Origin of the sequence: Priestia koreensis, assembly GCF_022646885.1 — a bacterium.
Lineage (GTDB): Bacteria > Bacillota > Bacilli > Bacillales > Bacillaceae_H > Bacillus_AG > Bacillus_AG koreensis_A.
Genome location: NZ_CP061868.1, coordinates 72,613 through 91,066, shown reverse-complemented (window position 1 = coordinate 91,066; position 18,454 = coordinate 72,613). Strand labels below are relative to the sequence as shown.

At 39.2% G+C, this 18,454-nt stretch carries 17 protein-coding genes; all 17 read right to left on the bottom strand.

Annotated elements, in window-relative coordinates:
• Positions 1-64: 64 nt before the first annotated feature.
• The 17 genes from lysS to spoIIE all read right to left on the bottom strand — a co-directional run bounded on the left by lysS (position 65) and on the right by spoIIE (position 18,130).
• Positions 65-1,549, bottom strand: coding sequence for a lysine--tRNA ligase (lysS, locus tag IE339_RS00500; protein ID WP_242172699.1), 1,485 nt, complete (start codon positions 1,547-1,549; stop codon positions 65-67).
• 300 nt (positions 1,550-1,849) lie between these two features.
• A complete protein-coding gene (locus IE339_RS00495) occupies positions 1,850-2,056 on the bottom strand; it encodes a helix-turn-helix domain-containing protein (protein WP_242172697.1) in 207 nt (68 codons plus the stop codon).
• Entirely contained in the window at positions 2,008-2,535 is a 528-nt protein-coding gene (gene folK / locus IE339_RS00490; RefSeq protein WP_242172695.1) for a 2-amino-4-hydroxy-6-hydroxymethyldihydropteridine diphosphokinase, read from the bottom strand. Before folK ends, IE339_RS00495 begins: the two co-directional genes overlap by 49 nt.
• Positions 2,536-2,895 (bottom strand): dihydroneopterin aldolase, encoded by a 360-nt coding sequence (gene folB, locus IE339_RS00485; RefSeq protein ID WP_242176065.1) that lies wholly within the window; start codon positions 2,893-2,895, stop codon positions 2,536-2,538.
• Complete coding sequence (folP, locus tag IE339_RS00480; protein WP_242172693.1) at positions 2,888-3,745, bottom strand: dihydropteroate synthase; 858 nt, start codon at positions 3,743-3,745, stop codon at positions 2,888-2,890. Before folP ends, folB begins: the two co-directional genes overlap by 8 nt.
• A 13-nt stretch (positions 3,746-3,758) precedes the next feature.
• A complete protein-coding gene (gene pabC / locus IE339_RS00475; protein ID WP_242172690.1) occupies positions 3,759-4,616 on the bottom strand; it encodes an aminodeoxychorismate lyase in 858 nt (285 codons plus the stop codon).
• 4 nt (positions 4,617-4,620) lie between these two features.
• A complete protein-coding gene (gene pabA / locus IE339_RS00470) occupies positions 4,621-5,196 on the bottom strand; it encodes an aminodeoxychorismate/anthranilate synthase component II (RefSeq protein ID WP_242172689.1) in 576 nt (191 codons plus the stop codon).
• Positions 5,193-6,614: an anthranilate synthase component I gene (gene trpE, locus IE339_RS00465; RefSeq protein ID WP_242172686.1), complete on the bottom strand. Its 1,422-nt coding sequence runs from the start codon at positions 6,612-6,614 to the stop codon at positions 5,193-5,195. The genes pabA and trpE overlap by 4 nt, the downstream gene beginning before the upstream one ends.
• A gap of 142 nt (positions 6,615-6,756) precedes the next feature.
• Positions 6,757-7,686, bottom strand: a complete 930-nt coding sequence (cysK, locus tag IE339_RS00460; protein ID WP_242172684.1) for a cysteine synthase A — start codon at positions 7,684-7,686, stop codon at positions 6,757-6,759.
• Positions 7,687-7,913: 227 nt separating this feature from the next.
• Positions 7,914-8,792, bottom strand: coding sequence for an Hsp33 family molecular chaperone HslO (gene hslO / locus IE339_RS00455; protein ID WP_242172682.1), 879 nt, complete (start codon positions 8,790-8,792; stop codon positions 7,914-7,916).
• Between the two features lie 42 nt (positions 8,793-8,834).
• Complete coding sequence (locus IE339_RS00450) at positions 8,835-9,608, bottom strand: type III pantothenate kinase (protein ID WP_242172680.1); 774 nt, start codon at positions 9,606-9,608, stop codon at positions 8,835-8,837.
• Between the two features lie 136 nt (positions 9,609-9,744).
• Positions 9,745-11,727, bottom strand: coding sequence for an ATP-dependent zinc metalloprotease FtsH (ftsH, locus tag IE339_RS00445; protein WP_242172678.1), 1,983 nt, complete (start codon positions 11,725-11,727; stop codon positions 9,745-9,747).
• Between the two features lie 99 nt (positions 11,728-11,826).
• Complete coding sequence (gene hpt / locus IE339_RS00440) at positions 11,827-12,366, bottom strand: hypoxanthine phosphoribosyltransferase (protein ID WP_053402895.1); 540 nt, start codon at positions 12,364-12,366, stop codon at positions 11,827-11,829.
• 27 nt (positions 12,367-12,393) lie between these two features.
• On the bottom strand, positions 12,394-13,776 hold the full coding sequence (gene tilS, locus IE339_RS00435) for a tRNA lysidine(34) synthetase TilS (RefSeq protein WP_242172676.1): 1,383 nt from the start codon (positions 13,774-13,776) through the stop codon (positions 12,394-12,396).
• A gap of 105 nt (positions 13,777-13,881) precedes the next feature.
• Positions 13,882-14,865: a protein kinase domain-containing protein gene (locus tag IE339_RS00430; RefSeq protein WP_242172674.1), complete on the bottom strand. Its 984-nt coding sequence runs from the start codon at positions 14,863-14,865 to the stop codon at positions 13,882-13,884.
• A complete protein-coding gene (locus IE339_RS00425; protein WP_053402898.1) occupies positions 14,834-15,571 on the bottom strand; it encodes a vWA domain-containing protein in 738 nt (245 codons plus the stop codon). Before IE339_RS00425 ends, IE339_RS00430 begins: the two co-directional genes overlap by 32 nt.
• A gap of 81 nt (positions 15,572-15,652) precedes the next feature.
• On the bottom strand, positions 15,653-18,130 hold the full coding sequence (gene spoIIE / locus IE339_RS00420) for a stage II sporulation protein E (RefSeq protein ID WP_242172672.1): 2,478 nt from the start codon (positions 18,128-18,130) through the stop codon (positions 15,653-15,655).
• Positions 18,131-18,454 lie beyond the last annotated feature (324 nt).

Sequence of the window (18,454 nt, the reverse complement as noted above, 5' to 3'; positions counted from 1 at the left end):
ATTTTTAGTTTTTGTTAGGTAATTAAAAAAGAGGAAAGCTTCTACAAGCCTTCCTCTTTCCTTATTAACGTTGACGCATTTGAGGGAATAATAACACATCACGAATAGATGGTGCATTCGTTAGAAGCATTACTAGACGATCAATACCAATTCCTAGACCACCTGTTGGCGGCATACCGTATTCTAACGCTTCAATGAAGTCATTATCCATTTCATGCGCTTCATCATTTCCTTGCTCTTTCTCTTTTAACTGCGCTTCAAAACGTTCGCGCTGATCAATCGGGTCATTCAACTCCGTAAACGCATTTGCATGCTCACGTCCTACGATGAACAATTCAAAGCGATCTGTGAAGCGAGAGTCCTCATCATTCTTCTTCGCTAACGGTGAAATCTCTACTGGATGACCGTAAATGAATGTAGGTTGAATTAGCTTTTCCTCTACTCTTTGTTCGAAGAACTCATTTACGATATGACCGTATTGCATGTGTTCAGTAATTTCCACACCGTTTTCTTTTGCTAAAGCACGTGCTTCTTCTAGGGACATTTCTTTCCAGAAGTCTACACCCGTATATTGCTTAACAGCATCAACCATATGTAGACGCGTCCATTCTGGAGTCAAGTCTACTTCTTGATCACCATATTGGATTTTAGTAGTACCTAAAACTTCTTTAGCAATATGAGCAACTAAGTTTTCAGTAAGGCTCATGATATCTTTGTAATCTGCATAAGCTTCATACAACTCAATCATGGTGAATTCAGGGTTATGACGTGTAGATACCCCTTCATTACGGAATACGCGGCCAATCTCGTATACTTTCTCTAAACCACCTACAATAAGGCGTTTTAAGTGTAGCTCGATCGCAATACGCATATATAGAGTCATATCTAATGTATTATGATGTGTAATGAATGGACGAGCTGATGCTCCACCAGCAATCGAATGCATCATTGGTGTCTCAACTTCTAGATAGCCATGGCTGTCTAGATAGCGACGCATAGACTGAATAATTAAGCTACGTGTAATAAACGTACTTCTGCTTTCTGGATTTGTAATTAAGTCTAGATATCTTTGACGATAGCGTTGTTCAATATCTTTAAGGCCGTGGAATTTATCAGGTAAAGGGCGTAGCGCCTTAGATAATAAAGTAAATTCTTGAACTTTAATAGAAAGTTCTCCTACTTTTGTTTTAAAGACTTTCCCTTTCACACCTACATGATCCCCGATATCTACCGTGTTAAAGATCTCGTAAGCTTCTTCACCAATAGCATCTTTACGAACATAAATCTGAACTTGTCCTTTTAAATCTTGAAGATGCGCGAATCCCGCTTTTCCTTTTCCGCGCTTAGTCATTACGCGGCCTGCTAGCGTTACTTCAACATCTTTTTCTTCTAGTTCTTCTTTTGAAAAACCATCATACTCAGTAATTACATCTTGCGTTAAGTGAGAACGTTCAAATCTTTTACCAAACGGATCTAAACCTTTTTCACGTAAGCCCTGCATTTTTTCTCGGCGAACAAGTAGTTGGTCATTTAATTCTTCATGACTCATCTATAATCATCTCCATGCTTATATAATTGTTGGTTCTACTTCTTACAAGCTATCAATCGGAAAATGCCAGTTTGTTACTGGCAATGATTGTTATACAATAGGGGTATTATAGGTTAGCACACTATTGCTGTCAAATAGCCTGAATGTTTTCGTCTTTCTTTTCTGTCTCTTCAATAATCGTTTCCGCAAAACCATTCCCTATCAAGGGGTTGTACTAGTTCTTTTCTTCCTTCATCAGTAAAGGCTCCTGCCTCATTAGGATGTAATCTCCTATTTTAAACAAGTTCTATAACACTCCCCTTACTTTTCAGGAATTAACTCATCTTTCGTAATCCCTAGAACATTAACCGCTTCATCTAAAAATTCAGCAGATGGCATACGGTTACCTCTTTCAATTTCACCTACAATAGAAACAGAAACTCCTAAAGTTTCCGCAAAACTTTCTTGCGTATATCCTTTTAGTTTTCGAAAAGCTCGAATTCGTCTTCCCCATTTTTCTGTTTCCATACTCTTACTCCTTCTCTACCTTCTAATTTATCTATATAGGCAGAGATTGGTTCGTTCGTTGATGGTACAAGGAGCGAAGAATCAATCTCTGCTAATGGAATCATAACAAAACCTCGTTCCCACATTCGAGGGTGTGGAAGAATGAGACGTTCTGATACAATATTTTCTTGGTTATACAGCAAAATGTCAAGGTCTAGCGTCCTAGGCCCCCAGTGTATCTCTCTCTTTCTTCCACCCTTTTGTTCAAGGTCTTGTAAGATATCCAATAAGTCATGAGCATTCAAGTCCGTCTTTATTCTCACCACCATATTTAAAAAAGAAGCCTGCTCAGTGTAACCAACAGGTGCTGTCTCATAAATAGAAGAAACTTGTTCCACTGTGATATGCGGATTCGCCCGAAGACCTTCAATTGCCTCAGACAAAAAACTAGCTCGGTTTCCTATATTTGAACCAAGGGCGATATATGCTTTATTTTTCATCTATCTGCTCCTCTTGATTTCAACAGCTACTGAATTGTAATAGCCTTGAATCGGTGGATCAGGCTTGTATACTTTTACAGTGCATACCTGAATCAATTCGTATTCTACTAAGATTTGAGCAGCAATTTCCTCAGCAATTGCTTCTACAAGCTTAAAACGCTTGTTTTCTACTACATCTCTACAAACAGCATATAAATCTGCATAGCTGACCGTATGCTGAAAATTATCGTTCTTTCCGGCCTCTTCCAAATCCAGTTCTACCATTAGGTCAACGTTAAATCGTTGACCTAATTTATTTTCTTCTGGTAAAACACCATGGTAACCATAAAACTGCATCTGGTTGACAAAAATCTTATCGATTGTTGACATCCCCTTTACCAACTAGTACATCCATCATTTTAGCAAAACGAGAGATTTCTAATACATCATGTACCCGCATTATTTCAATTCCCTGTTCAATACCTAAAGCTACAGTCGCAGCGGTCCCTTCTGCTCGTTCCTCAGGAGGTAAATCCAACACGCGACCAATCATTGATTTTCTAGAAGTTCCTAAAAGAACAGGATATCCCCACACCTTAAAGCGGTGTAGATTACGCATTACTTCTAGGTTTTGTTGAAACCCTTTGGCAAAGCCGATGCCAGGATCCAAAATAATCTGCTCATCTTTTACGCCTGCGCGCTTAGCGATTTCAATACTTTCATTTAAGTCTTTGATCATATCTGGTATAAGATCGTTATAGCTCGACTTATCTCGGTTATGCATGAGAACGATCGGGACGTTATAAGAGGCGGCTACTTCAGCAATTTTAGGATCAGCCTTCGCACCCCAAATGTCATTAATAATATGAGCACCCGCTTCAACAGCAGATCTCGCTACTTCCGATTTGTACGTATCAATTGAAATAGGCGCTTGTACATTGTCTCGAATTGAAGCAATAACAGGCGTCACACGGGCAATTTCCTCTTCATCCGAAATCTTTGTATATCCGGGGCGCGTAGATTCTCCGCCTATATCAATAATATCTGCGCCATCCTCGACAAGCTGTTGAGCTCGCTTAACTGCCACTTCCAACTGATTGTATTTTCCACCATCTGAAAATGAGTCAGGTGTCATATTTAGAATACCCATAATAAGGGTTTTTTCTTTGTGATTTAATGTGTAATCTCCACACGAAATGAGTGAAGAAGGCACTAAAGTATTTGAAACCATGTCATGTTCCTTTCTATAAAGCAAATCGACTCCATAAAGAAGAGGTCTTTTGACGATAGAGCTGTTGCAAATGACGCGTTAACGTCCCTTCTCCTACCTGAAACTGTTCCTCGCCAATAGAGGTAATAGACACAATCTCCTGAATGGAATTGGTGACAAACACTTCATCACTCTCTAAAAGCTCCCTCTCTGTATAAAACCCTTCTACTACCGAAATGTCTAAATGCTTCAACAGTGATAAAACAAACTGTCGTGTAATGCCGTTTAAGATACCTGTATCCAAAGCAGGCGTGTACACCTTCTTATTGTTCACAAAAAACACGTTGGACACTACACCCTCTGCAACATATCCATCATTTGTTAGAAAGAGCCCTTCTTTATGTGGTGTATCTCCTACTTCTCGTTTGGCTAATACATTATTTAAGTAGTGATGGGATTTTAAACGCTCTTCTCCTTCTGGTGTATTCCTTCTGAGCGCTAAAATTTGTGCTTCTTTGACTGGAAAACCACTAGGCTCTGGTAATGGTTTTATATACATAATCGTTGTTGGGTGGTCATAAACACCAGTATATAACCCCAGCTCTCCAGGCCCCGCCGAAACATTCAAACGAACGTAAGCATTCCTTAGATCATTTTTGATCATCAGCTGTTTTAAAGTACCCAATATATCTTCCCTTGTCTTATCCCATTGAATAGACAACGTAGACAACCCTTTTTTCAACCTCTCTAGATGATCATCGAATAAAAAGGGGTGTCCATCATAGACACGAAACGTTTCAAACAATCCAAGCCCATACGTATATCCATGATCAAACGGGGAGATTGTTGCTTCTTTTTCTTCTACGATGCGGTTGTTTATATATATATACATATCATCACTTCTTTTGGTAAGTATGAATAAAGTTTTGAAGCATTTCTTTTCCGAACGACGTCATAATGGATTCAGGGTGAAATTGTACACCTTCAATAGGGAGCGTTTTATGACGAAGACCCATAATCTCTCCTTCTTCTGTCCATGCTGATATTTCTAAGCATTCTGGTAACGATTCTTTCTCAACGATTAGTGAGTGATATCTCGTTGCAACAAATGGCTGCTCTAATCCCTTGAAGACTGTGTTTCCATCATGATGAATTTCAGATGTCTTCCCGTGCATTAAGCGTTCGGAGCGAATTACATTACCACCGAATACTTGTCCAATGGATTGATGCCCTAGACAAACTCCAAAGATCGGAATTTCCCCCGCAAACTCTTCGATTGCTTTCAAGCTTATACCTGCCTCATTTGGACTGCATGGGCCTGGTGAAATCATCAGAAAATCTGGGTTTAACTCTTTAATTTCTTCAATTGTAATTTCATCATTTCGTTTTACCACAAGGTCTTCCCCAAGTTCACCTAAATACTGTACCAAATTAAAAGTAAATGAATCATAATTATCAATCATTAAAATCATTCTCTACTACCTCCGCTCAGCTCTTTTTCACTCAACTCTTTGGCTTTCCATAAAGCCAGTGCTTTCTTTAGAGATTCTTTATATTCATGGGACGGATTCGAATCGATGACAATTCCAGCCCCGGCCTGAACATGAACCTCTCCTTTCTCAACTAGCATGGTGCGAATAACAATATTCAGCTCCATATCTCCATTAAAACCAATCCAGCCAATAGAACCTGTATACAGTCCTCGGCGAACAGGCTCTAACTCCTCAATGATTTCCATTGTTCTAATTTTAGGGGCTCCTGTGATGGTTCCCCCGGGAAATACTGCATCAATAACGTCAACAAAGTCCTTGTTATCTTGTACCATTCCCTTTACATTTGAAACAATGTGCATCACGTGTGAATACTTTTCAATCACCATAAACTCATCCACTTCTACCGTCCCGTACTGAGAGACGCGACCTAGATCATTTCGCTCCAGGTCCACTAGCATGACGTGCTCTGCTCGTTCTTTCTCGTTTTGAATAAGCTCGTTAGCAAGCTCGAGATCTTCTTCCGCATTTCTCCCTCTCGAACGAGTACCTGCAATAGGACGCGTACTTAGTTCCTTGCCCTGCTTTTTAATCAGCAGTTCGGGAGAAGAGCTTACAATATGGAAATCCTCGGTTTGCATATAAGACATATAAGGAGAAGGATTCACCGAACGCAGTTGCTCATACAAATTCATGGGATGAGTATGCAACGGCTTAGATTGCCTTACAGACAAGTTTACTTGAAAAACATCTCCTTGTGATATATATTGCTTAATTTTTTCAACTGCTTGTTGAAATTCCTCTTCTTCCATTGAAACAGATAAGGGATTTTCCACCATTCCTATTTTTTCATACTTGATATGATGTTGTACAGGCGATGTCCACTTTTTTATATATTCATTTATCAGATCATCCGCAGCTTCTTTTCTTTTATGCTGATCGTGAACCATCACCCACAACTCCTCTGTGTGATGATCATAAACGAAAACATCATGAAACATTAAAAAATAAAGCTCTGGAAATGCTAAATCATTTTTAGCGCTAGCCGGTAGTTTTTCAACATATCGAACATAGTCATAGCTTAAGTAGCCAATCGCTCCGCTTTGGAACGAGGGAAGTTCCGGGTTTGTCGGTGCTTCATATTTCTTCATCCACTCCTTCATCAACTGAAGAGGGTTCCCTTGCTTAGTCACTTTTTCCGTTTGTTCTTGAATCTCTAACTGACCTTCTGAGCCCTTTAAAATGGCAAAAGGTCTTAGGCCCATAATGCTGTAACGACCACCTCGACCACTTTCCAATAAAATATGGTTCGTTTCTTCTGCACTAAGCTCCTGATACTTTTGAAACCAAGTATTACTTGAAAGATCTATCTTCTTACCCCAAGATGCCCACTGTTGCATGCATTCACTCTCCTAAAAGCATTCACTTACTTCTTATTGTACATGATTTTTTTCCTTTGTTCACGGCTCTTAGGTTAGTAAAAGGAGGAAATAAAAAAAGCCAGACGGGAAGTTCCCGTCTAGCTTTTCACATCAATGATGATTAGTTTTCATCAAATTGATAAAGAGGTGTACTTAAATAACGCTCACCGTTACTTGGAATGATCGCCAAGACTTTTTTCCCTGCTCCTAGCTCTTTTGCTACTTTTAATGCTGCAGCAATCGCAGCGCCTGAAGAAATACCACCTAGAATTCCTTCTGTACGTGCAGCTTGACGAGCGTATTCAAATGCTTCTTCATTTTGAATTTTAATAATTCCTTCATAAACTTCTGTATCTAAAATTGATGGAACGAATCCTGCTCCGATACCTTGAATTTTATGAGGACCTGGTTTCCCACCACTTAGAACCGGTGAATCCGTTGGTTCTACAGCATAGATTTTGATGTCTGGGTATTTTTCTTTTAATACTTGGCCAGCTCCTGTAATCGTTCCACCAGTACCAACACCTGCAATAAAGGCATCTAACTGATCGCCCATCTGCTCAACGATTTCTTTTCCAGTTGTACGGCGGTGTACTTCTGGGTTCGCTTCATTACTGAATTGTTGAGGCATGAAATAGCCATGTTCCTTTGAAAGCTCTTCTGCTTTGCGGATTGCTCCTCCCATACCCTCAGCTCCAGGAGTTAACACAAGCTCTGCACCGTAAGCTTTTAAAAGATTACGACGCTCCATACTCATTGTATCCGGCATTACAAGAATAGCTTTATATCCTTTTGCTGCTGCTACCATCGCAAGACCAATCCCTGTGTTACCACTTGTCGGCTCCACTAGGGTAGATCCTGGTTGTAAAGCGCCTTTTTCTTCGGCTGCTTCAATCATCGCTAATGCAATACGATCTTTTACACTACTGCCGGGATTCATAAATTCTAGCTTTAAATAAACGTCTGCTAAACCCTCTTCAACGATATGATTTAATTTTACGATTGGCGTTTGACCAATTAATTCTGTTACTGAGTTTGCTACACGAACCATCTAAATCCACTCCTAATCCCGAGTAATTTTATTGATTTTATCTGTCAAAAATGTATCAGTTATTTTCTAAATTGTCAATCATTTTACTCATAGTGTACGTTAGAAAAGACCTATATATGTAATCGAATTAACGTGCTATGATGCCTCTAAAAAACGTTCATGGCCTAGTACACTCTCCATATACAAAAGTAGAGGCCAAATTCATTAGCCTCTACTTTTTATAGCTATTATTGCGCGCTTTCTTTTAATTCTTCTAATGCTTCTTTATCGAATTGATAAAGTTCATTACAGAAATGGCACTGCGCTTCCGCTTTTCCATCTTCATCAATCATGTCTTGAATTTCTTGTTTTCCTAAGCCAACGATCGCATCAGCAATTCGCTCTCTTGAACATTGGCAATGAAATTCAACTGGCATTGTCTCCAGAATTTTTACGTTTTCTTCGCCTAGTAGGGTATGAAGAATTTCTTCTGGCGTTAGACCTTTTTCAATAAGCTTTGAAATAGCCGGTACAGAGTTTAAACGGTTTTCAATTTCTGAAATAACCTCTTCATCTGTTCCTGGTAAAAGCTGAATAATAAACCCACCTGATGCAAGGATGGTGTTGTCTGGGTTCACTAATACCCCAACCCCAACAGAAGAAGGCGTTTGCTCTGAAGAAACGAAATAATACGTAAAGTCTTCACCAAGTTCACCAGAGACAATTGGAACTTGACCTGTAAAGTTTTCACGCATACCAAGGTCTTTCACAACTGTTAAATACCCTTCTGTTCCAACAGCACGTGCCACATCTAATTTCCCAAATTTATTTAAGTCAAAATGTGTTTGAGGATGTGTTACATACCCTCGTACTTGTCCTTTCGCATTGCTATCCACAAGGATAGGACCGATTGGACCTCCACCTTCAACTTTAATCGTTAATTTATTTTCACCCTTTAACATAGCTCCCATCATAACGCCTGCTGTCATTGATCTTCCTAATGCAGCAGATGCTGTTGGCCACGTGTAATGGCGTCGTTGTGCTTCTCCAACAGTTTCTGTTGTTCGCACGGCATACGCACGAACTTGATTATTAAAAGCTAATGCTTTTACTAAATAATCACTCATATATGACACACCTTTCAATTTTGCTTGATCTAATCGTTCGCTTTAGATGGTGTCTGCATTCTTTGTGTAAATCAACTGCAACCCTTTCAATGTCAGGAAAGGATCGACAATATCAATGATGTTCGATTCTTTGGCAACTAAAGTCGCTAAACCACCTGTCGCAATTACTTTAGGTTCTGTTTTAGCTTCTGCTTTCATACGAGATACAATTCCTTCAACTTGTCCTACATATCCATACACAATCCCTGCCTGCATGGCTGAAACCGTATTTTTACCAATAATATGACTTGGACGCGCAATTTCAATTCTCGGTAATTTCGCAGCACGAGAATAAAGAGCCTCTGTTGAGATTGTAATACCTGGGGCAATAGCGCCTCCCATGTACTGCTTGTCTTCGTTCACATAACAATATGTTGTTGCCGTTCCAAAATCTACGATAATAAGCGGGCTTCCATATAAATGAATCCCTGCTACTGCATTTACAATTCGATCCGCGCCCACTTCACGTGGATTTTCATACTTAATATTTAATCCCGTTTTAATTCCTGGGCCCACAACAAGTGGTTTGATGTGGAAGTATTTTTGACACATTCTTTCCAATGCAAACATAATAGGCGGAACAACCGAGGAAATAATAATACCATGAATGTCTTTAAAAGTGAGTCCAACATGCTCAAGAAGAGATTTGACTACCATACCGTATTCATCTTCCGTTTTGTTGCGACTCGTTTCAATACGCCAATGGTATTTAAGCTCGTCCCCTTTATACACACCTAAAACTGTATTTGTATTCCCTACATCTAATACGAAAATCATTCAATCACCACTTTAATTATTTTTCAGTATTACACACTGCCACAATCATACCATAACTATCATATGGGATGATAAGTTTTTCACCCGTTATAAATGCACAAAAAAAGGTGCCCTTTTTTTAAGGACACCCTTCTTTTTATATTTTCGGACCGTTATCGTTAGGATCGTCGATTGGGTCTTGCTTTGGTTCTTCAATTGGCTTTGGATCTTCTTTAGGCTCTACTTTCACGTCTTCGTCCTTTTTCGTTAAGATGTTAACTTTTACATCGTCATCTTTTGGCGTACGATCCGGTAGCTTTCCGTGGTCTACAAGGTGCTGAATTTGTTCAGCATCTAATGTTTCCACTTTCAGTAACGTTTGAGCTACAAGCTCAAGTTTTTCGCGGTTATCAAGTAGAATTTGGCGAGCTCGCTCATAGCAATCTTTGATGAAGCGTTGAACTTCAAGATCGATTTCATGTGCGATTGCATCACTATAGTTTTGTTCATTATTGATATCGCGGCCTAAGAACACTTGACCACCTTGTGATTGACCAAACTGCATTGGTCCTAGTTTGTCACTCATACCATATTCAGTTACCATCTTACGTGCGATATTCGTTGCACGTTGGAAGTCATTATGAGCACCTGTGCTCACCTCTCCGAAGATGATTTCCTCTGATACACGACCACCTAGTAAGCCGGTAATCTTATCAAGCAATTCTGGTTTCGTCATGAAGTAGCGGTCTTCTCTTGGTAGCATAACAGCATAACCACCCGCTTGACCACGTGGTACGATTGTTACTTTATGTACCATATCTGCTTCATCTAGTACAACACCGATAATTGTATGACCTGCCTCATGGTAGGCAACAATGTTACGTTCTTTCTCAGAAATGACGCGACTTTTCTTAGCAGGACCTGCAATAACACGGTCAGTTGCTTCGTCAATATCGGTCATGTCAATTTTCTTCTTGTTTTGTCTAGCTGCTACAAGCGCTGCCTCATTAAGTAAGTTCTCAAGATCTGCTCCCGAGAATCCAGGCGTACGCATTGCAATTGCTTTTAAGTTAACACCTTCATCAAGTGGCTTGTTGCGTGCATGTACTCGAAGTACTGCTTCACGACCATTTACATCTGGGCGATCTACCGTAATTTGACGGTCAAAACGTCCTGGACGTAATAAAGCTGGGTCAAGAATGTCAGGGCGGTTAGTTGCAGCAACGATGATGATTCCTTCGTTTGCACCGAATCCGTCCATTTCAACAAGTAATTGGTTTAGTGTTTGTTCACGCTCATCGTGTCCTCCACCTAAACCTGCTCCACGTTGACGACCTACTGCATCAATTTCATCGATAAAGATGATACATGGTGCATTCTTCTTCGCATTTTCGAACAAGTCACGTACACGAGAAGCACCGACACCCACAAACATTTCCACGAAATCAGAACCACTGATCGAGAAGAATGGAACGCCAGCTTCACCAGCTACAGCACGAGCAAGTAATGTTTTACCTGTTCCTGGAGGTCCTACAAGAAGAACACCTTTTGGAATACGTGCACCGAGCTCAGCAAACTTACGAGGGTCTTTCAAGAACTCTACAACCTCAACAAGCTCTTGCTTCTCTTCATCTGCTCCCGCTACATCTCTAAACTTAACCTTTTTCTTTTCTTCGCTGTAAAGCTTCGCTTTACTTTTACCAAAGTTCATAACACGACTTCCGCCGCCTTGAGCCTGGTTAATTAAGAAGAAGAACAGGATAAAGATAATCACAAACGGAATGATTGATGTAAAGAATGTCATCCAGCCACTTGCTTCATCAGCAGGATCTGTCGTCACCTTCACTTTGTTTTCAGTCGCTGCATTATCAATGCGCTCTAATGCTTTGTTGCTATTCGGGATATAAGTTAAGAATTGTTTGTCTTGATCATACGATTTTAACTTTCCTCGAACTTCGTACACACCTCGTTCAGGCTTAATGGAGAGTGACTCTACATCGCCTTTATCTAGGTGAGAAATAAACGTATCGTTGCGCATTGGTTCAGTTTGTTGGTTAGATCCACTGAAGAATGTCACAACGCCAATAACCACTAAAAAGATAAGTAAGTAAAATATGGCATTACGGAAGATGCGATTCATCCCTTACCTCCTCCCACAATAAGTAAGAATGTATTCAATAGTATCATAGAAAATTTATCCTATACAACAAATTGCTTGCTGTAATGGTCCCAAAAATTGTTAGTTACTGTATACTTCTGGTTTAAGAATTCCGATGTACGGTAAGTTGCGATATTTTTCTTGATAGTCTAGCCCATATCCAACTACAAACGCATCTGGAACATTAAAACCGACAACATCCGCTTTAATTTTTGCTTTACGGCCTGTTGGTTTGTCTAAAAGCGTTACAATTTTAATGGATTTAGCTTTGCGATATTTAAATAGTTCCACTAAATAACTTAAAGTTAAACCACTATCAATGATATCTTCAATAATTAAGACATCACGACCCTCGACTGATGTATCAAGGTCTTTGATGATTTTTACTTCACCAGATGATACCGTTTGGTTTCCATAACTAGATACGTCCATAAAATCCATTTCTAAATATGTATCTACACGTTTAAGAAGGTCAGCCATGAACGGCATTGCACCTTTTAACACGCCAATCGCCAAAGGAAAGCGGTCTTGATACTCATCTGTTAGTATCTTACCCAATTCTTTTACTTTTTCCTGAATTTCTTCTTCAGTAATTAAAATTTCTTTAATATCTTGATTCATTTCCTTATTTGCCTCCTAGAAGTTTAGCTACTTATAGTATAAAATAACATACTTTTGCTGTTGATAGGTATTTAACTCGTAGGATGATTTTTTCAAACCAGGTATCCACAGTATCGTACCATCTCGATCCTCTACAATTGGCCATACGCTCCGTTCAGACAAAGGTACTTTAGCGTCGATGAAAATATCCTTTACCTTTTTCGTCCCTTTCATGCCTTTTATCTTTAACTTATCGCCTAAATTCCGTGAGCGAATAGTTAAAGTCTCTCCAATGTACCTCTCATCAAGTAAAAATATATCGTTTCCCTTTACTGCAATTGGATGTTGGTTATGTATGGAACAAATTAATTTTCGTCCATTAGGGAGAGTAAGCTGTCCTGGAACTGTAAGGTGATATGAATATGACTGATCTTTCTTCTCCTCAAAAGTAAGCAGACATTCATTATAAGAACGAATAGCCTGTAATCCACCCGGCAAATGCAGACGCCCTGATGGATGATCACTCTTAAATAATGCTAAAAGATCTCCTACATTCGCTGAGGAAAGAGTCGGAGGAATCTCCGTGTAGAGATAGTTTAATATTAGTTGAATCCCACGTCTTTGTAAAGGTTTACGCTTTTTTTGGAACTCTTCTATATCGATCAGAATACCTTGGTCACCTTTCTTTTTCATTACTGTATTCATTTCCGCTACCGTTAATTCCTCTAAGTACTTTTGATCTTCAGATAAATTTTCGCTAAAAGCTTGAAAACGCTCATGTACTTCAGGATTTTCAGCCTTTAAATGCGGCAGAATATAGTGACGAAATCGATTACGAGTATAAGTAGTTTTTTCATTACTAGGATCTAAACGCGGTTCTAACCCAACATTCTCACAATACTTAATAAGATCTTGTTTCGTGACTGACAATAAAGGGCGAACTATTTCTCCTCGATGAAACGGGCGCTTTGCTTGAATCCCAGCGTATCCATTCATCGTGCTCCCACGCGTCAGCTTCATAAGGATTGTTTCAACTTGATCATCACCATGGTGAGCCAAGGCTAATGTATCAGCATTATATTTTTCCATCATATCAGCGAAAAAATTATACCGACACTCTCTTGCTGCTACTTGGGAAGTGAGCTTCTTTTTTTGTTGATAAGCCGTCACATCAATTTGAATACTTTCGCATCTTATATCAATTGACCGACAAAAGGCTTCCACAAATTTTAAATCGTCTTCGGATTCCTTCCCTCGAAACATGTGATCAACATGAGCGGCTATTAGCGTCAAGCCCCTTCGCTCACTTTCTTCATTTAAAAAATGTAAAAGTGCCAACGAATCGGGTCCCCCTGATACCCCCACAATAACAGTAGAGTTGGGAGAAAATAACGTATGTTTCTTAATAAATTGTTGAACCTTTCCAATCATTGCTGTCAGCCCTTACTTTTTTCACTTTTCATTATATGATAAATTTACCACTATTTCATTGTATACGAAAAACTTACGCATAAGTTTCATATTTTCTTCACACTTTTATAGTACTTGAATCCATAAATACAAAAGATAAATAAGGGTAACAGACACAAATAGCGTAATCGTTTCTAAAAAACGTGAACGTTTTTTCTTTTTATGCTTCGTTTGTCTCGTTTTACTTGGAGCCTTAGAGCTTTGTATATTAACTCTATACGAAGAGTCTTTTTTATCTTGGTGAGTTGTGATGTAAAGAAGGTCCTGCCTCATCTCCTCAGCGTTTGCATACTTTCCTGTTAAAGCTTTATGTAATACTTTCTCATAAGGCTTCAACTCCGCTTTTGCCCCAATCATCTTTTTAAGTTGAGCAATTCCTCCCTCTGTTTTCTTAAATCGTTTTGGATAGACAGCATTTATCATAATCATTCCAACCGCAAACAAGTCGTAGCTTGCCTGTGCTTGCCTTGTCCCTAGTCCCCAGTAACCTCGATCATAAAAATCCGTAAATTCTTTAATCGAGCGGCCATGTAGCGTTGTTCCTCCTACATCTAGCCACCTTACTTGAACAGGAGTCGGAGTGACAATAAGATTATCTGGCTTTAAATCACCAAACGTCCAGCCAGATTGATGGAGCTCACCAAGGCTTTTCAACAATTGCATAATTAGTACGGGCATCCATTCAATTCCCCTGCTACTCACAAAAGATAAAAATGATTCTCCCTTTACATACTCCATCACATAAAAGGAAAGAACTTCAGACTGGTAACTCATTCTCCAATCGTCTACATCTATTAAAGAAGGCCCAAGGACTTTTCCGTGGACCTTTGAGAAGTGCTTTAACACATTAACCTCAGATGTAACAGATGCATTAGTAAAACTAATTTTTAATGCTACATGAACCCCTGTATGATCTTCAACTAAATAAACCACTCCGGTAGCACCTATGCCCAAGAGTCGGACGATGCGATATGTATGATGATGCCACTTTCCACTGATAAGTGTACCTGGAGCTAATTTACATACCTGATTCTTCAATATTTTGTTCATGGTGAGTTAACATACTCCTTAAAGAACGTCTTCTCTCAAAATAATGCGTTGCTTCCTGAATCGCCGGACCTGTTGGTGTAATCCCTCCAGCTGTTAATTTTGGGAAAATACTAGATAGAGATTCTAATCGTGGGCTCCAATCCATTAGTTTCTCAACGTCTTTCTTTTTCCCTGGAAATAAAAAGATAGAAAATAGATTACTTCCCATACGAGCATTCAAACTCATTGCAAGGTCTAAAAGTGATTCTTTAACGGTTGGAAGCTTATTCTTCATACTTGCACTCATATCAACAAGAATCAGAATCTCTAAATCCACCGTTTCGCCAAGTTCATCAACTACTTCCATGATTTCTCCACGCTTTTCAGGGGGGAGGTCTTCCATTTGTAGTTTAGAACCTAGTATTTGTTGGAGCTCCTGATTCACTACACCTTGGAGCGTTTGTGTCATGGCTTGTCTCGTTACCATTTGTACCGTTTGTGCGAGTTGCTGCGTATAGACAAGTTGACTAACCCCTCCACCAGAAGCTGCGATTCCCTCAATTTCCTTCATTCCTTGCTCATCTATTAAATTCTCTTCCATAACGCCAATAACGTTTACCGTAATACCTTGTTCACGTGCTAAAGCTGCCATTGCAACAGGATCTTGACCTGAGTTAGAACCACCGTCAGTAATCACAAGCATTTGCTTAATCGTTCCTTTTTTCAATGAAAATCCCCTCCTAACTAGTTATTACCATTTTTGACGCACAAACGGTAATTTATACTTAATAGTTAAGAGGGGGTGTAATTATTGAGCTTGTTTTCCGTATGAATAGACGGGAATTGTCGACCACTTAGGTGTATTATGCTTAATTTGCGCTACCATAACCGTCATATCATCATCAATCATTCCAGATCTTGTACGAATAACTTCTTCCATAATTAAATCAGCGATTTCTTGTGGATCACTGGTTTGCAACTCAGCTACCTTTCGCTTCATCCACATTTCATAGTTTTCGACGTGCTTCGGTCCTTCAAACACACCGTCACTCATCATGATTAGCAAATCTCCAGCCTTAAGCTGCTCACTTACAACATCTACCTCGAAATCTTCTATAATGCCCATTGGTAGATTACTTGCTTGTATTTTAATAATCTTATCGCCTCTTTTAACGAAGCTTGGTGTCGAACCAATCTTTAAGAATTTTGAATGAGCATCCTGTAGATCGATCATCGCCAAATCAAGTGTTGCAAAAATTTCGTCACTTGTCCGTAATGCTAAAATTGAATTTACTGCTTTAATCGCTATTTTTTCTTCAATTCCGGTCTGCAGAATTTTCTTTAAAAGCTGGAGCGTTTCATTACTCTCATAATGAGCGCGTTCACCGTTCCCCATTCCATCACTAATCGCTAGGGCATACTTCCCTGCCCCTAATTCAATCATCGAATAGCTATCTCCTGATACAAATCCTCCGCCTTTTGCAGCATGAGCAACGCCTGTTTCAACAACAAACGCTTTCGCTGAACCAAAGGAAACATGGCAAAGTTCCTGCGGATAAGCCGCGCATTCTTCGTGCTTGACCATAATCGTCTCCCCCAAAATATCTGAAAGCATTGGAGCAATGAGTTTTTCGCTTTCGCCTCGATCATGGCAGTAAGGAGTCCACATTTCGATGTCCACATTTCCAGCCTCAAGATTATAGATTTCGATTTGATTAATCTCAATCCCAAAATCTCGAATGGCCGCTTGAATTTGTTCTTCTTGCATATACCAATTTTCACGTTCTCTTTTAATTTCATTTGCAAAGTTCTCCATCACTTGTGAAACACCCATGAGCTGTTCAGCTACAATTTTTCGGCTATCTTGAATTTGTTTATTGATTTTTTGATTCGCTTTAAAATACGTTAGTTCTTGATCAATAATATCAATAACCTTTTTAGCCTTAATACAGTGCTTGTCCATCTCACGACTAATTCTCGTATTTTGATGAAGAGTTCCATTATCGACTTCTTCCATGATTTGCGTCATGTATTCGTATGTTTTATCGAACTGAGCTCCCCAACACTGTTCCTTTTTGAAGCAAAGCTGACATGTTCGCTCTGTGACGTTACTTAAAAAGTAATCCACTTCTTTATTTTCATCATTTCCCTCATCGTAAAAACCGTTTTGAGAGAAACTGTTTGAGAGCGCATTGAATACAGTAGAAAACTGCTGTACGCGATGTGCAGTTACATCTCTAATTTTCCGTAAATATTGCTGTTGATCATTGAGATTTTCAGTTGTACCCGGAATGATTTTCCCAATATTCTTTAGGATAATAAGAGGTGTTAAGAAGAATAGCCCCACTGCTACAAGCGATTCATAAAGGTTCGTCATTACAGGTTGATCAGCTTGTGCATATAGACCAATTAATAACGAACCAACGATTAGCCCAAGCGCTGCACCTACTCTTTTTCCGTCTTTTAGCAGACCACCAAGCAGACCAGCAAAAGCTAATAGGCTCATTTCATATAAGCTTGATACATTCGCTAGACTAAGTACTAGTCCACAAACAACGCCTACCGTAGCACCTGTTGTAGATCCAGCTACAAATGCAAAAACAACGACCAAATAACGAGATAAAATATGCTCGACGGATAATCCGTAGACACTCCAACCGCTCGTACCCGTCATGACAGTAGCAAGCAAGATAATCAAGCAAATAACCTCTTCAACTTTTAAAGACTGTCGTCGACTTTTACTAGATAACAGAGGAATACTTTGAAGAAAAATCATGGTTAAGATAAAGCTCAAACCAGCTTCAACAGCCGCAAAAGTAAAATCATAAAACGTAAGATCTCGATCAATTACGTAAAATACGCCTACTTTTGTAATGAGCATTGTAGCAAAAACAAGGAACGGGAGCTTACGCAGAGACTCTACGGAGAAAAAGCCACTAAGTCGATTAAAGAGTAAGAAGGCAAATATCGATAAAAAGACCATTCCTCCATTTTGAATGGATAAACTGAACGCACCAGCTAAAACAGATATTGTCGCAATCCCTATTTTATCTCTCTTAATCACATAAACTGATGCAAAGAACGGGAGGGCAAACGGCATAATTTTCATTAGGATTAATGCACGACCTAATAGGAAGCCGACCATTAGAAGTAATAAACCGTGTTGAAACATAAGACGCTCAATCTTCAAGCTAACTCGTCCAAAAAATCGTGAAAATTCTAAACGCGAACGATTAAAGACCACTTCTCCAACTGGCTGTGAATAATTCCTTTCTGTTTTTTGCATTTTTCCACCACCCAAACGTTATACTTGTGTAGTTATTATACCGATTGTTTCCTTCATATTTTGTCAAAACAAGAGAAGAACTCTAAGAATCGTTCGACGGTTTTCTAGAATTACAAATCAAAGTATACAAATTCCATCATAATCCGTTCAAGAAGAGTGAATATTTTGACATATTAAGTAGTAATTTCTCATCTTTTTGCAGGAATATTTTTTGAAAATGATATTGAAATTTACAGGTGACTTCTGTAAAGTAAAAAGGCGGTAAGAATCGTTCTAACAGATTGTAGTAAAAGTTTCCCAAAGCTAATTTTTTAGGTTCCTTAA

What these genes read in the sequence shown, in the direction of transcription:
- hpt (WP_053402895.1), bottom strand. Translation starts at nt 12,366, where the DNA reads ATGAATCAAGATATTAAAGAAATTTTAATTACTGAAGAAGAAATTCAG.
- IE339_RS00495 (WP_242172697.1), bottom strand. Translation starts at nt 2,056, where the DNA reads ATGGAAACAGAAAAATGGGGAAGACGAATTCGAGCTTTTCGAAAACTA.
- spoIIE (WP_242172672.1), bottom strand. Translation starts at nt 18,130, where the DNA reads ATGCAAAAAACAGAAAGGAATTATTCACAGCCAGTTGGAGAAGTGGTC.
- IE339_RS00430 (WP_242172674.1), bottom strand. Translation starts at nt 14,865, where the DNA reads ATGAACAAAATATTGAAGAATCAGGTATGTAAATTAGCTCCAGGTACA.
- folP (WP_242172693.1), bottom strand. Translation starts at nt 3,745, where the DNA reads ATGGTTTCAAATACTTTAGTGCCTTCTTCACTCATTTCGTGTGGAGAT.
- ftsH (WP_242172678.1), bottom strand. Translation starts at nt 11,727, where the DNA reads ATGAATCGCATCTTCCGTAATGCCATATTTTACTTACTTATCTTTTTA.
- pabA (WP_242172689.1), bottom strand. Translation starts at nt 5,196, where the DNA reads ATGATTTTAATGATTGATAATTATGATTCATTTACTTTTAATTTGGTA.
- hslO (WP_242172682.1), bottom strand. Translation starts at nt 8,792, where the DNA reads ATGAGTGATTATTTAGTAAAAGCATTAGCTTTTAATAATCAAGTTCGT.
- IE339_RS00450 (WP_242172680.1), bottom strand. Translation starts at nt 9,608, where the DNA reads ATGATTTTCGTATTAGATGTAGGGAATACAAATACAGTTTTAGGTGTG.
- tilS (WP_242172676.1), bottom strand. Translation starts at nt 13,776, where the DNA reads ATGATTGGAAAGGTTCAACAATTTATTAAGAAACATACGTTATTTTCT.
- lysS (WP_242172699.1), bottom strand. Translation starts at nt 1,549, where the DNA reads ATGAGTCATGAAGAATTAAATGACCAACTACTTGTTCGCCGAGAAAAA.
- trpE (WP_242172686.1), bottom strand. Translation starts at nt 6,614, where the DNA reads ATGCAACAGTGGGCATCTTGGGGTAAGAAGATAGATCTTTCAAGTAAT.
- cysK (WP_242172684.1), bottom strand. Translation starts at nt 7,686, where the DNA reads ATGGTTCGTGTAGCAAACTCAGTAACAGAATTAATTGGTCAAACGCCA.
- pabC (WP_242172690.1), bottom strand. Translation starts at nt 4,616, where the DNA reads ATGTATATATATATAAACAACCGCATCGTAGAAGAAAAAGAAGCAACA.
- folK (WP_242172695.1), bottom strand. Translation starts at nt 2,535, where the DNA reads ATGAAAAATAAAGCATATATCGCCCTTGGTTCAAATATAGGAAACCGA.